Here is a 13,824-nt window from a genome sequence, read left to right as displayed (position 1 = left end):
GCCCAGCCCTGCCCCCCAGCCCAGCCGCCGGCGTGGCACCGCGGGCGAGCGGGCGGCCCACCGCCGCGGAGGGCTCGGCCGTGCTCTGCGACGTGCTGGACGCACCGACCGTCATCCCCGTCCAGCCCCGCCACTCGGACTGAGCCACGCTGAGTGACGCCCCGCCCCGGCGGGCGCGGGCGGATGGCCCGAACCGGGCGGGACCGTCGCCCCCAGGCGGGCCGCGGATCGACCCCCCGGAGGGGGCGGTGCTCCGGCCTGCCCACGGCCGCGGCCCGCACCCCCGGCACGCCCGTGCCGCGCTCCGGCCGCCGCCGGGTCCCAGGCGGGCCGGGCCGCCCCGGCCTGCGTCGATGCCGACGTCGGGACCGGCGTCGTGAGCCGCCGCGGCCACCCACCCCACGCGAGGCGGCACCACCCGGACCCTGGCACGTCGGGGTCAGACGTCCTGGGTCGACATCCACCCGCATAGAGCGCAGACTGTCCGCGAACGGACATAGCACATGGTCGTCCCCGCGGCTTGGCCTATCGTCATATACCGAATGCGACGAAGCTTCCCGTGCCGCCGGAGCTCGCCGAGAACATCCGAGGGCCACCCGACAGAGCACCTGTGCAGCTCCGCACACTAATCTGACGTCTGTCGTGGCCCGGATCATCTTCCGGGACGGGCGCGCTGCGGGGGCACCGCCCGCACGACCGATGACGAGACGCTCCTTGGGGGAGACGAAAGTGGACGAGCAGACCGCCGGGACCGGTAACCCGCGGCCCACCTCGCGGCTGGTAGTCGACGTGGTCCGGGCACTGCGCGGATGGGTGGTGGCGGCGGCGGGTGGCGTTCTCCTCCTCGGCTGCTACCTGGGCGTGTCCAAGGAATCGGACGTCGCGCTGCAACTACCGTACGTGGTTTCAGGCGGTTTCGGCGGACTCGCCCTGGTGCTGATCGGCAGCGCGCTGCTGGTCGCCGACCGCTTCGACGCGGCCCGGGTCGCCCAGGCGCGCACCGTGGGCCAGGTCGACGACCTGCACTCGCTGATCATCGCGGCCGCCACCTCCGGGCTCGGCACGGACGGCGACCCCGCGGCGCCGGGCACGGCCTCCTACCAGCAGCCCCAGCCGACGGCGCAGCACAACGCCTACGCGGGCGCGTCCGGCGCCGCGCAGGGGAACTCGGGCCGGCCCGCCGGGTTCGGCGCGCCCGGCCCGCGCGCCTGACGCCGCGCCGCCCACCGCGTCACGACGGCGAAGGCGAACGACACCGTGATCGAATTTGACCCGGCCGGCGGCGACACGCCCCCTGGAGATGCCCGGTGACCAGCATCGACCTGGCTCTGGCCGGCATCTCCCTGGGCGCGATCGCCGCGTTGTCCGGCATCGGCCTGCTGGTCACCTATCGCACCAACGGCGTGCTGAACCTCGCTCAGGGCGGCATCGCCACCCTGGTGGCGTACGTGTTCCGCGAGATGGTCGTCGAGTGGAGCCTGCCGAAGTGGCTGGCCGCCGTCATCGCCCTGTGCGTGCTCTCGCCCGGCATCGGCCTGCTGCTGGAGCGGCTGGTGTTCCGGCCGTTGGCACGCCGGCGCGCCTCCGCCGCGGAGTCGCTGGTCGCGAGCCTCGGCGTGCTGGTGCTCACCCTCGGCATCACCGCGGGGATCTGGGGGCTCGGCTCGCGCAGTGACGCTCCGAGCATCTTCCCGGCCTCGTCGGTGCGCCTGTTCGGCGACACCCGGATCGGCATCGACGCCCTCGTCGAGCTGCTCATGGTCGTCGTGTTCGCGGTCGCGCTCGGCCTCGTCGCCGCGAAGACCGCGTTCGGCCGCCAGATCCGCGCCGTCGTCGACGACCGCCAGCTCGCCGAGCTGTCCGGCGTGCCGGCCGACAAGGTCGCCGCGGCCGGCTGGGCGGCCGGCACGACGATGGCCGGGCTCACCGGCGTGCTGCTCGCCCCGCGCTTCCAGCTGACGCCCTACGGGCTGACGCTGCTGGTGCTGGAGACGTTCGCCGTGGTCGTGGCGGCGCGGCTGGCGAGCATGCCGGTCGCGGTGCTCACCGCGCTCGGTATCTCCATCCTGCAGAGCGAGCTCAAGCAGTTCACCCTGCACGGCGACGCCGGGCAGGTCCTCACCGTCCTGCAGTCGAACCTGTTCATCGTCGCGCTGCTGGTGCTGCTGCTCGCGGTGCCGAGACTGCGGGAGCTCGGCGGTGGCGACTCGGGCGCGACGGCGAGCTTCTCCAGCCGCGGCGCGCCGCCGTCGGGGCGGGTCGGCGCGGCCCGGACCCGCCAGGACTATCTGGGCAGGCTGGCCGGCGCCGGGCTGCTGCTCGCGCCGCTGACGTTCGCCCCCACCGACCTGCGCTCGGCGTTCATGGTGCCGGCGCTCGGGCTGATCTTCCTGTCCATGGTGATCGTCACCGGCTACAGCGGGCAGCTCTCGCTGGGCGTCGCCGGGTTCGCCGGGCTGGGCGCGCTGCTGTCGATCAAGATGGCCAACGGCGACCTGTTCGGCCTGCCGGCGGTGCCGGGCATCTGGGCGATGTTCATCGGCGCCCTGCTGGTGGCCCCCGTCGGGTTCGTCACCGGCTATCCGGCGATCCGCCGCCGCGGCCTCACGCTGGCACTGACGACGTTCGCCGTCGGCGCGGTCGTGAGCCGCTTCGTCTTCGAGCAGCCGACGTTCGCCAGCGGCCTGTACCTCGACCCGCTGACACTGTTCGGCTGGGAGCTGTCGGACAAGGCCTTCTACGTCTTCGAGCTGTTCTGCCTCGGCCTCGGCCTGCTGGTGGTGCGCAACCTGCACCAAGGCCGGCTCGGCCGGGCCCTGCTCGCCGTGCGGGACCACTCCGGCGGCGCGGCGGCGGTCGGTGTTGACGTGCGCAACCTCAAGCTGCTGGCCTTCACCGTCTCCGGCGTCGTCGCCGGGCTCGGCGGCACGCTGCTGGTGCACAGCAGCTACTCGTTCAACGCCGACGACTTCGCCCCGCTGCAGAGTCTGCTGTGGTTCACCGCGGTCGTCGTGTTCGGCGCGGACAGCGCCGTCGGCGCCATCGTCGCCGCCGCGTTCATCGTGACGATCGACGTGCTCGCCCCGGACGGCACGTCGACGCTCGCGATCGGCATCCTGGCGCTGGCGTTGGGCTGGATGCCGGGCGGTCTCGCCTCCGCCGTACGCGGCATGCTGCGGCTGCTCGCCCAGTACCTCGCCGACAGCTTCGTCGATCCCAACCAGCGCGCGCCCCGGCCGGTGCCGGTGCGCATCTCGGCCGTCGGGCACCTGCCGGCGACCACCGGCATCACCGGCAGCACTGGCATCCCCGGCATCGGCTCGACCCTCGGCGCGGCCCGGGCCGGCCACTACGCCCGCTGGCCACTGTCCGCCGCGCCGGCGACCGTGCCCTTCTCCGACGCCCGGCTGACCCCGTTCGGCGCCGAACTGGTGGCGATGGTCCACCGGTACGCGGCGAGCAGCCGCGCCGTCGGCGTCGCCGTCGGCGTCGAGACCAGCGCGCGCGCTGGCGTGCCGAGCCCCGCGCCGCCACCGGATGGCGGATCGTTCCCGGGAGGTGGGCGATGAGCCGCGGAGTACTGCAGGCCGTGGGCCTGGTGCGCCGCTACGGTGGGCTCACCGCCGTCGACCACGTCGACCTGGTCGCCCCACCCGGCATGATCACCGGCCTGATCGGGCCGAACGGCGCCGGCAAGTCCACCCTGTTCAGCCTGCTCACCGGGGTGGAGCAGCCGGACGAGGGCAAGGTCATGCTCGGCACCACCGACATCTCGAAGATGCGCCCCGACATCCGCTCCCGGCGCGGCCTGGTGCAGACCTTCCAGGTCCCGTCGCTGTTCCCGACCCTGACCGTGGCCGACAACCTCCTCGTCGGCGCCGAGAACCGCCGCCGCGACTACGCCGGCGGCCTGCTCGGCCTGTCCGCGCCGGGCCGCGGCCGGACGAGCCGCCTGGCGGAGGGGGTCCTCGAGAAGCTCGGGCTCGCCCCCAAGGGGCCGGTGACCCAGGTCGTCGAGGAGGTACTCGAGTCCCTCGGCCTGTCCGACGTCCGCGACACGATCGCCGGGACGCTGCCGACCGGCGCGCTGCGCCTGGTGGAGTTCGCCCGCGCGCTGTGCGCTCGCCCGGACATCCTGCTGCTCGACGAGCCGGCCAGCGGCCTGGACGCCGAGGAGACCGCCAAGCTCTCCGAGCTGCTGCGGCGCACGGCGGCCGAAGGCGTCGGCATCCTCATCGTCGACCATGACGTCGACCTGGTGTTCTCCGTCGTCGACCAGGTCTACGCGATGGTCGGCGGCCGGGTCGTCGCCTCGGGCGACCCGCAGGAGGTCCGAGGCGATCCGACCGTGCGGTCGGTCTACCTGGCGCAGGCGCCGCTCGCCGCCGCCGCCAGCCAGCCTGGGGAGGCGTGATGACAACCGCGACCGCGGAACTCCGGCTGGCCGACGCCCGCGCCGGCTACGGCACCGTCGAGGTGCTGCACGGCCTCGACCTCGCGATCCCCGCCGGGAAGGTGACCGCCCTGCTGGGCACCAACGGCGCGGGCAAGTCCACCACCCTGCGGGTGCTCGCGGGCCTGATCCCGCTGCGCTCGGGCACGCTGACCTGGCGCGGCGAGGACATCACCCGGATGTCCACTGTCGACCGGGCCCGGCGCGGGCTCATGCTCGTCCCGGACGAGCGGGCCGTGTTCGCCACCCTGTCGGTGCGGGACAACCTGCAGATCATCGCCGAGACCAGCGGGCATCCCGACATCACGCCCGCGCTGGAGAGCTTCCCCCGGCTGCGGGAACGGCTCGCCCAGCGGGCCGGATCGATGTCCGGCGGTGAGCGCCGGATGCTGGCGCTGGCCCGGGCGCTGCTGGCCCGCCCGTCGGTGCTGATGGTCGACGAGCTGTCCCTGGGCCTGTCCCCCAAGGTCGCCGCGGACCTGTTCGGCTGGCTCGCGACCGTCGCCGCCTCCGGCACCACCGTCCTGCTCGCCGACCAGTACACCGACCAGGCGCTGGCCATGGCCGACCTGGTCTACGTCCTGCACCGCGGCGAGCGCTCCTTCGTCGGAACGCCGGCCGAGTTCACCCACGGCGCGGCCGCAACCCCCGCCTGACCCCACAACGCACTGGGCCCCGGCCCTGGCCACGCCCTCCTCTCGGGAGGCGTGGCCCGGACCGGGGCCTCTGTGCGTGTCCGTCAGCCTGCCGGGTAGGGCACGTTCGGGACGGTGTAGCAGGTGGTGTTCATGTCCCTGACCTGGCTCACCCAGCCGCCCTTGCCGCCGTTCGCCGAGTCCTGCCAGCGGGCGACGTTGAGGCAGTTACGCTCCTCGGCCGGTGCCTGGTTCAGCGCCTTGAAGTTGCGCCCGGTCGGGATGAGCAGGCCGTGGCCGTCGTAGTCCTTGCCGCTGGTCATGTACGCCTCGACGCACTTGCGGGTGACGTCGGCGCCGCAGGAGCGGATCGCGTCGGTCAGCCACTGGGCCGACGCGTAGCCCTCCAGCATCCACTCGTTCTCCTTGGCGACCCGGTCGGGCGCCGCGGCCTGCAGGTCCTTCTGGAACTGCGCGACCGCCGGGATCGAGGTGTCCTGGTAGTTCGCGGAGTTGCTGATCGCGTAGATCGTGTTCCGGCACTTCGGCGACGAGGCGTAGATCTGGCCGATGTTGTTCGCCCAGCCCTGCGACGTGGTCACCTTCGCCTGCACCGGCATCTGCTGGCTCTCGATGGCGTTGCACAGCTGTGCGTTGCCGCCGTCGTCCATGGCGTCGAAGACCACCTGGACACCGCGCCGCTTGAGGTCGAGCACCGCGGAGTCCCAGCTCGGGGCGCCGAGGTTGATCTGCTCCTCGACGACGGTGAAGCCCTCCTTGCGCAGGCCGTCGGCGATCGACTTGGCGTAGCGCTGCGAGGGGGCGACGTTGTAGTAGACGACGCCGGCGGTGGTGGCCTTCAGGTTCTCCTTCAACCACCGGTAGTTCTCGGTGCCCGCGTACAGCGTCCCGTTGAAGCCGGGGCGCCTGCCGTCCCGCGGGTAGTAGCTGCCGTAGATCGAGTACAGGTGCGGGAACTGGTCGTACTCGGTGCCAACCGGCTGGCCGCCGATGTCCGGCACGCCCTTGGAGTTGATGTACTGGGCGCCCGAGTACTGGAATGCCGTGACGCCGGCCAGCGCGAAGACCTTGTCGTCGTCGACGAGCTTGTGGGCACAGGTGACGTTCTGCTGGCCAGAGCCCTTGTCGTCACACTCGACGAGGTTGATGGTGCGGCCGTTGACGCCACCCGCGGCGTTGAGCGCCTTGAAGTAGGCGCGCGCCCCGTACAGCGACGCGGAGAACGTGTCAGGCCCGAAACCGCTGCTCAGGCCAGCGATCGAGCCGACCTTGATCTCGGTGGGCGTGACCCCGACGTCGGACGCGGTGTTGTTCGAGGCGCCCGCCGGAGCGCTGGAGCTCGATGGCGACGTCCCGCTGCTTCCGACCCGGCTGCCGCAGGCGACGAGCGCCAGCGACGACAGCATGAGGACGGCGACGAGCGACTTCGCTCGCATGGACATGCTCTCCCCTGGTAGATCGGTGACGCGCGGCCGATTCGGCCGGATCGATGTCCTCGGCACGCCGGCCCGACGATGGCCACGATGCCACCGCAGACTACGCACAGTTACATCATCCCGCGTTACGCACGAACATGCGGCGCCACCAGCTTCGACGCACCGGCGGTGTGTTGTTGCGCTCCACCGGTGTCTCCTGCGCGGGTGGAACGCTCCTTCCCTGCGTTCCTTCCCCACCCTCGACCTTCTCCCCGTCCCCGGGCTCCCCGACCTCCGCGGCCCCCCCGACGTCACTGTCGGGGATCGATGCCACGGGTGGGTAGGCCTCGGTGGAAGCCTTGTCGGCCCCGACGGGCTCGGCTACCGTACCGCCCGCCGGTGGCGTGACGTCACCCGGTGACGCGGGCGTGCTGGGGGCGATCGTGGTTCCGAGCTTCGCCATCGCCTCGTCGAGCGCGGCCAGCGCCTGCCCGAGCGCCGCCACCGGATCCTCCTCCTCCGTCGGAGCCGCAGGCACGGCGGCCTTCGCCGCCACCGGCACCACCGCCAGCTTCGGCGCCTGGGCCGGTTCCGGGATCACTGCCGGCTCCGGTGCCACTGCCGGCTCCGGGGGCAAGGCGGGTGTCACGGGAGGGTCCGCCACGGCGACGGACACGGCCGCGGGCGCCACCTCCACCGCGGGCTCGGGCTCCACCTCCACCGCGGGCTCGGGCTCCACCGCGGGCGCCACCTCCACCGCGGGCTCGGGCTCCACCGCGGGCGCCACCTCCACCGCGGGCTCGGGCTCGGTGTCCGGCTCCGCCGGCGGCGCGGACACCTCGGCCCGGACCTCGGACGCCGCGACCGAGATCACCTCGTTGCGCGCAGGCTCGCTGGCGGGTATCGGCTCGGCGGCGACAGCCGGCTCCGGAGCGGGCTCATCCACGGGGTCGGGCTGCTCCGCCGACGGCACGACGGGCGCCGGGTCGGCGACGGGCGCGGGATCCGCGACGGTTTCGGGGGCCGGCGCGCCACCCACGGCGGGCGCCGCCCGATTGATGATCAGACCGCCCGGGCCCGAGGCGCGGTTCAGCTGTCCTGCCTGGGCGAGCCGCCGGCAGACCTGGTTCACCGTTCCCCGGCTCGCCCCGATCGCGGTCGCCAGCCTGCCATCGTCCATTCCCTCGGGAACCTTGGCGAGCTGGTCGAGTATCCGCTCAGCAACAGTAGCCACAAAACGGGACGCTATACGTCATCTGACAATCGGCCGCAAGCGGGGTCGTCCCACGTCGCCATCGTGTCCATACCGCTGCCGTTGGCATCCGCAAATGCCCATCCTCCGCCATCATCGATGACGTTGATGCCATCCCACTGCTTCCATGACCGGCGTCGAGTTCCATGGCCGGCCAGATAGATGATCCGGCGCTCCATCGCCGCATCCACCACGCTGGGCAATCCTTTAAATACTATGAGTCCCAGATCGGGAGCTGGCACCTGACCGGTGCGGACCGCCTCACAGTCCGGCATGGCGTACCGCTCGCCATCTTTCCGCGCCGGATCGACGCGAGGTGAGCATGCACGCCGACGGGAGAACGGTTCGCCGGGGACCGGTTGGCGCGGTCACTACTCCTCTCGACGGTTCAGGCCACCCCGCGCCCGGTCTGGCCGGGTCACGCCTCCGTCGGGCCCGAGGACGCGATGCCGTAGGTGAGGACGCCGCCCAGGGGCGCGCCGAGCCCGGTGATGACCTCCGGTCTCTTCTTCGGGCTGATGGTGATCCTGGCCGGGTTGGGCGCGCCCGGACTCGTCTGCCTCGCCGTGGCGCTTGCCGGGTTCACAGTGACTCAGCGGGCGCTGTCCCGGCTCGTGGTCGTCTACGGCGCCATGGTCACGCTCAACATCGCGGTAGCCGGAAGGGTCTTCTCCGCGAACACGATGCTCCCGCCGGGTAGCGCGCCGGCCGAGGACGGGTTTGCCGACACATGCGCGGCGCTGCACCCATCCTCGTGCCGGCCACAGTGCTGCGCACGATGGCGACGTTCATGGCGCTGCTCTGGCTGATTGCCGCCGTCGCGGCGCTGACGCGAAGGCCCGATGGCGGGCTTAGCATGGCCCGTCCGGGGAAGTGCACTATCGAAGCGTGCCGGGGACGGCCGGGACGCACTGATGCCGGTATCGGCCGGATGCCGCCCGCGGCGCTCCGTCTTGGGGCGCCTGTAGGGCGGGTCGTTCCGGGCCGCGCCGGCTGAGGAGGTAACCGTGACGCAGCCGGCCCCGGATCCCGGGTCGTGGGCCAACGAGGACGCGCCACTGGAGTCCACCGAGATGTTGGACAGCGACGATCTCGGCTCGACCGACGCCGGCCGCGACCCGCTCGACGACAGCTGGGACGCGCCGGACCGGCCGAGCTCCGCCACCCGGTATCCGAACACCCCCCGGGAGGAGCGGCAGGGCGCCTCGTTCGACCGGCTGCTGTCCGCGGAACTGCCCGACGCCGACCCCTACGCGGAGGCCGAGCGGCGCGAGTCCGGCGCGGTCCTCGACGCGGACGCCTACGGCGTGGGCAGCACCGGGCTCATGGCCGACGACCAGACCGACGGGGAGGTGTCCGCCCTGGTCGAGCCGGACCGCGTCGCCGGTGAGGACGGCGGTCTGTACGCCCGCGAGACCCGCCGCGCCCGCGGGCGCGGGCGCGAGGACGACGGCTGGTCCCCCACCGCGGAGGAGAGCGCCCTGCACCTCGACTGACCTGCACCTCGACTGAGCCCAGGACCGCCGCGGACTACGCTCGTCGACGTGACGGTCACCAGGCCTGTGGCACCCGGCGTCGCCCCCGCCAGTGCGGCCGGCGGCTTCTGGTCGCCGCGGGTCTGGTCGCCGCGGGCCCGCCTCACCGGGTTCGCCGCCGTGGGCGCGCTCGCGGTCGCGGCCTGCGTTCGCCTGTACCTCGTCGATCCGGCACGCCCCGGGCACTATCCGCTCTGCCCGTTCCGCTGGGCGACCTCGCTGGACTGCCCCGGGTGCGGCTCGCTGCGCGCGGCGCACCAGCTCCTGCACGGCCATCCGGTCGCGGCGGCGGACTACAACCTGTTCTTCGTCGTGGTGGCGCCGATCCTGGTCGCCGGCTGGGCGCTGGCCCTGGCCCGGCTCGCCGGTTGGCGGCGCCGGCTGCCCCGGGTCCCGCCGCGGCTGCTGCCCGCGATCCCGGTGCTGGTCATCGCGTTCTGGGTGGCGCGCAACCTGCCCCTGCCCGGCTGCACCTGGCTGGCAGCGTGAGCTGACCGCGTGAGCTGGGCTGCCTGAGCAGGCCTCAGCGTCGTCCCAGCAGATAGCAGGCGATGGCCGCGGTGGCCGCGACGTTCAGGGAGTCGACACCGTGCGCCATCGGGATCCGCACCCGGGCACTCGCCGCCGCCTGCGCCACCGCGGACAGCCCGGGTCCCTCACTGCCCAGCAGCAGCGCCACCCGCGCGAGCCCGCCGACGTGAGCGGCGAAGGTCCCGAGGTCCTCGGCGTCGGCGGCGGGCGTCAGCGCCAGCAGCCCGAAGCCGGCGTCGCGCAACTGGCGCAGGGCATCCGGCCACGGGTCGAGACGCGCGTAGGGGACGGCGAACACCTCGCCCATCGACACCCGCACGCAGCGCCGGTACAGCGGGTCGGCGCAGCGCGGGCTGAGCAGCACCGCGTCCATGCCCAGGCCCGCGGCCGACCGGAAGATCGCGCCGAGGTTGGTGTGGCTCACGATGTCCTCGCAGACCAGCAGCCGGCGGGCGGCGGCGAGCAGATCGGCGGCGGGCAGGGGCGGGCGGCGGCACATCGACGCGAGCGCGCCACGGTGCACCTCGAACCCGGTGATCGCGGCGAGCACCTCCGGGCCGGCGACGTAGATCGGCACGCCGGCGGGCAGGTCCGGCGGGACGGCGGTGAGCCGCGCCGGCGACACCAGCACCGAGCGCGGCCGGTAGCCGGCCCGCAGCGCGCGGTCGATGACCCGCTCGCCCTCGGCGATGAACAGGCCGTCCGCCGGCTCCCGGCGCCGGCGCAGCGCCACGTCGGTGAGGGCGACGTAGTCGTCGACCCGCGGGTCGGCCGGATCCTCGATGCTGATCGTCACGCCCGGAACCTCCAGGGGCTGCCCGCGTCACCCGCGTGAAACGCGCGGGTCGCAGAATCTGCGGCCATGACCCTGCCATCCCCCGCCGTTGCCCGTGCCATCACCGCTCCCGTGCACGCTGACCTGCTTGTCTCGGGTGCCGAGCTGGTCGCGACGATGGACGCCGACCGCCGGGAGATCCGCGGCGGCTGGGTCGCGGTGACGGATGGCCTGGTCAGCGCGATCGGCGGCCCGGGCGACCCACCACCCCCCGCCGCCCGCGTGCTGCCCGCCGGCGGCGGCCTCGTCACCCCCGGTCTGGTGAACACCCATCACCACATCTACCAGAACCTCACCCGGGCGTTCGCCCCCGCCCTGGACGGCACCCTGTTCACCTGGCTGTCCACGCTGTATCCATTGTGGTCGAGGCTCGACGAGGAGGCGGTCCACGTCTCCGCGCACGTCGGGCTGACCGAGCTGGCGCTCGGCGGATGCACGACGAGCACCGACCATCTGTACGTGCATCCGCGCGGCGGCGGCGACCTGATCTCGGCGGAGATCGCGGCCGCGGCGGAACTCGGGATGCGGTTCCACCCGACCCGCGGCTCGATGTCGCTGTCGGTGAAGGACGGCGGGCTGCCGCCGGACTCCGTCGTCCAGGATGATGACGAGATCCTCGCCGAGTCGCAGCGGCTCGTCGACCGGCATCACGACCCGTCGTGGGGGGCGATGACGCGGGTGGCGCTCGCGCCGTGCTCGCCGTTCTCGGTGCGCCCGGAGCTGATGCGCGCGACCGCCGAGCTCGCCGAGCGGCTCGACGTGCGACTGCACACCCACCTCGCCGAGGACCCGGAGGAGGACGACTACTGCCTGGCGGTGTTCGGGCGCCGTCCCATCGACCAGTTCGCCGAGGTCGGCTGGGGCGGGGACCGGGCGTGGGTGGCGCACTGCATCTGCCCGAACCCCGAGGAGATCGCCCGGCTCGGCACCTGGGGCACCGGGGTGGCGCACTGCCCCAGCAGCAACATGATCCTCGGCGGTGGGCTCGCGCCGGTCGCCGAGCTGCGCGCCGCCGGGGTGCCGGTGGGGCTGGGCTGCGACGGCTCGTCGTCGGCGGACTCGGCGTCGCTGTGGCTGGAAGCCCGCACCGCGATGCTGCTCGGCCGGCTGCGCCACGGCGCCGCGTCGACGTCGGCCCGCGACGCCCTCGAGATCGCCACCCGCGGCGGCGCGGGCTGCCTCGGCCGGGTCGGGGAGATCGGCGAGCTGTCGGTCGGCGCGGTCGGCGATCTGGTCGTCTGGCCGCTGGACGGGGTCGCCTTCGCCGGAGCGCTGTCGGACCCGATCGACGCCTGGCTGCGCTGCGGCCCGGTCGCCGCCCGGCACACGGTCGTCGCCGGCCGGCCCGTCGTCGAGGACGGGCGGCCCACGCACCCCGACCTGCCGGCGATGCTCGACCGCCACCGCGTCCTCGCCACCGGCATCCAGCAGGCCTTCGACAAGGCTGGCCTTGACCCGTCAGCAGCGCGGCGGTGACCGATACGGCGCTGGCGGCGGCGCTCGACGCGCTGCCCAAGGTGGAGCTGCACTGCCACGTCGAGGGGACGATGCGGCCCGCGACGGTCGTCGAGCTCGCGACCCGGGCCGGCATCCCGCTGCCGACGACGGACGTGACCGAGCTGTACTCCTACCGTTCGCTCGACGAGTTCCTCTCGGTGTTCTGGCTGGTCCAGTCCACGCTGACCGGACGCGATGACTGGGCCCGGCTCGGCTACGAGAGCGTGCTCGACGCGGCGGCCCACGGCCGCGTCTACGCCGAGCTGTTCTTCACCCCGGCGCGCCATCTCACCGCCGGCTCACGCCTGCGCGACATCGTCGCCGGGCTCGACGAGGGATTCGCCGCGGCCGAGGCGGAGACCGGGTCGACGGCGATGCTCATCGCCGACATCGACCGCGCCTTCGGCCCGTCCGCCGGCGTGGCGATGGTCGACGAGCTCGGCGATCTGCGCCGAGGCGGAGCGACGGGCATGCAACGTGTACTCGGCGTCGGCATGGACTCGACCGAGCTCGGCATCGACCCGGCGTCGTTCCGCGACGCCTACCGGCTCGCCGCCCGCCACGGCTTCCGTCTGACCGGGCACCAGGGCGAGAACAGCCCGCCCTCGGCGATCGCCACGTTGGTCGACGTGCTCGGCGCCGAGCGCGTCGACCACGGACTGTCCCTCGTCGCAGATCCCGCGCTCGTCGCCCGCTTCGCCGCCGAGCGGATCCCGCTCACCGTCTGCCCGAACTCCAACATCCGCATCGCGAACGCGTTCGGCTCGCTCGCCGAGCACCCGTTCCCGGCGATGCGCTCCGCCGGCCTGCTCGCCACCCTCAACACCGACGATCCCGCTCTGACCGACCTCGACCTCGGCTACGAGTACGCCTCGGCGGCTGACACGTTCGGCTACTCGTTCGACGACATGGTCACGATCGCCCTGGACGGCATCACCGCCAGCTGGCTGCCCGCCGACGACGCCCGTGCCCTGCGCACCCGCGTCCAGAACGCCGCCAACGCCCTTAGACCGGCGGTGCCCCACCAGGACGCGTGAGGCCGACGTCGAGGGTGGAGACGAGGTCGACGAAGCCGAGCGCGGCCGGGGCGAAGGCCGCGCGGGCGTAGGCGACGACCTCGCGGACCGGCGCGTCGGCCAGATCCACCCGGTGCGCCGCGAGATCGTGCGGCACCGCCGGCTCCGGCACCAGCGCGGCGCCGAGGCCGGCGGCGGCGAGCCGGACCGCCGCGTCCACCTGCCGCGTCTCGACGACACCCCGCGGGGTGAACCCGGCCGCCGCGCACACCTCCCGCACAAGCTGGCACAACCCGTGATCGGGCGCGTAGAGGACCCAGTCCTGGTCGGCGAAGGCGGCGAGCGCGACGCCCGCGAGCCCGGCCCGCGGGTCGGTGCGCGGCACCACCACGACGAACCGCTCGTGGCCCAGCCACCGCACCGGCCCCGACCAGCTCGCCGGGCGCGGCCCGATGCCGACGTCAGCCTCCCCCGCCGCCATGAACGCCTCCAGTGCCCCCCGGTTCGGGAACTCGGTGATCCGCAGGGCGACATCGGTGTGCCGGGGCCGCCAGTGAGCGACGGCCCGCGGCAGCACCCAGGTGGCCAGCGACGTCACGGTCGCGACGTGCAGCGCCCCGCCACCGTGCCCCGC

The 13,824-nt window shown here is 73.4% G+C and carries 14 protein-coding genes; 8 read left to right on the top strand and 6 right to left on the bottom strand.

Features of this window, described 5'->3' with window-relative positions; translation table 11 throughout:
* The first annotated feature begins 729 nt into the window (after window positions 1–729).
* The 4 genes from C1A33_RS09930 to C1A33_RS09915 all read left to right on the top strand — a co-directional run bounded on the left by C1A33_RS09930 (window position 730) and on the right by C1A33_RS09915 (window position 5,109).
* Window positions 730–1,212 carry a transporter gene (locus C1A33_RS09930; RefSeq protein WP_101831224.1) on the top strand — a complete coding sequence of 161 codons (483 nt, stop codon included), beginning with the start codon at window positions 730–732 and terminating at the stop codon, window positions 1,210–1,212.
* A 95-nt stretch (window positions 1,213–1,307) separates the two neighbouring features.
* Entirely contained in the window at window positions 1,308–3,569 is a 2,262-nt protein-coding gene (locus tag C1A33_RS09925) for an ABC transporter permease (RefSeq protein ID WP_101831223.1), read from the top strand.
* The gene (locus tag C1A33_RS09920; RefSeq protein ID WP_101831222.1) at window positions 3,566–4,414 is read left to right on the top strand and encodes an ABC transporter ATP-binding protein; all 849 of its coding nucleotides are present in this window, start codon (window positions 3,566–3,568) and stop codon (window positions 4,412–4,414) included. The genes C1A33_RS09925 and C1A33_RS09920 overlap by 4 nt, the downstream gene beginning before the upstream one ends.
* On the top strand, window positions 4,414–5,109 hold the full coding sequence (locus C1A33_RS09915) for an ABC transporter ATP-binding protein (protein WP_101831221.1): 696 nt from the start codon (window positions 4,414–4,416) through the stop codon (window positions 5,107–5,109). Before C1A33_RS09920 ends, C1A33_RS09915 begins: the two co-directional genes overlap by 1 nt.
* A gap of 83 nt (window positions 5,110–5,192) precedes the next feature.
* Here the strand turns inward: C1A33_RS09915 and C1A33_RS09910 are convergent, their stop codons facing one another.
* From C1A33_RS09910 to C1A33_RS34750, 4 genes are all read right to left on the bottom strand, one after another.
* Entirely contained in the window at window positions 5,193–6,545 is a 1,353-nt protein-coding gene (locus tag C1A33_RS09910; RefSeq protein ID WP_101831228.1) for an ABC transporter substrate-binding protein, read from the bottom strand.
* Between the two features lie 115 nt (window positions 6,546–6,660).
* Complete coding sequence (locus tag C1A33_RS09905; RefSeq protein WP_101831220.1) at window positions 6,661–7,758, bottom strand: MarR family transcriptional regulator; 1,098 nt, start codon at window positions 7,756–7,758, stop codon at window positions 6,661–6,663.
* Window positions 7,759–7,769: 11 nt separating this feature from the next.
* On the bottom strand, window positions 7,770–7,970 hold the full coding sequence (locus tag C1A33_RS34115; protein WP_133150628.1) for a hypothetical protein: 201 nt from the start codon (window positions 7,968–7,970) through the stop codon (window positions 7,770–7,772).
* 224 nt (window positions 7,971–8,194) lie between these two features.
* The gene (locus C1A33_RS34750; RefSeq protein ID WP_165818310.1) at window positions 8,195–8,362 is read right to left on the bottom strand and encodes a hypothetical protein; all 168 of its coding nucleotides are present in this window, start codon (window positions 8,360–8,362) and stop codon (window positions 8,195–8,197) included.
* A 421-nt stretch (window positions 8,363–8,783) separates the two neighbouring features.
* Between C1A33_RS34750 and C1A33_RS09900 the strand changes: the two genes are divergently transcribed.
* Complete coding sequence (locus C1A33_RS09900; RefSeq protein ID WP_101831219.1) at window positions 8,784–9,272, top strand: hypothetical protein; 489 nt, start codon at window positions 8,784–8,786, stop codon at window positions 9,270–9,272.
* A 48-nt stretch (window positions 9,273–9,320) separates the two neighbouring features.
* Complete coding sequence (locus tag C1A33_RS09895; protein ID WP_243407375.1) at window positions 9,321–9,800, top strand: DUF2752 domain-containing protein; 480 nt, start codon at window positions 9,321–9,323, stop codon at window positions 9,798–9,800.
* A gap of 34 nt (window positions 9,801–9,834) precedes the next feature.
* On the opposite strand, the gene C1A33_RS09890 is transcribed toward C1A33_RS09895, so the two are convergent.
* Window positions 9,835–10,632, bottom strand: a complete 798-nt coding sequence (locus C1A33_RS09890; protein WP_101831226.1) for a TrmH family RNA methyltransferase — start codon at window positions 10,630–10,632, stop codon at window positions 9,835–9,837.
* Between the two features lie 72 nt (window positions 10,633–10,704).
* Here C1A33_RS09890 and C1A33_RS09885 point away from each other — a divergent pair, with 72 nt between their 5' ends.
* Window positions 10,705–12,153: an 8-oxoguanine deaminase gene (locus C1A33_RS09885; protein WP_101831218.1), complete on the top strand. Its 1,449-nt coding sequence runs from the start codon at window positions 10,705–10,707 to the stop codon at window positions 12,151–12,153.
* Window positions 12,150–13,211: an adenosine deaminase gene (add, locus tag C1A33_RS09880; protein WP_243407374.1), complete on the top strand. Its 1,062-nt coding sequence runs from the start codon at window positions 12,150–12,152 to the stop codon at window positions 13,209–13,211. Before C1A33_RS09885 ends, add begins: the two co-directional genes overlap by 4 nt.
* Here add and C1A33_RS09875 read toward each other — a convergent pair.
* Window positions 13,180–13,824: substrate-binding domain-containing protein (locus tag C1A33_RS09875; RefSeq protein ID WP_101831217.1), on the bottom strand; the 645-nt coding region annotated here is incomplete at its 5' end. The two genes, add and C1A33_RS09875, sit on opposite strands and share 32 nt — an antisense overlap.

Source organism: Frankia canadensis, assembly GCF_900197875.1.
Lineage (GTDB): Bacteria > Actinomycetota > Actinomycetes > Frankiales > Frankiaceae > Frankia > Frankia canadensis.
Note: the sequence above shows the minus strand (reverse complement) of the source record. Positions and strands in the feature narration are given on the sequence as shown.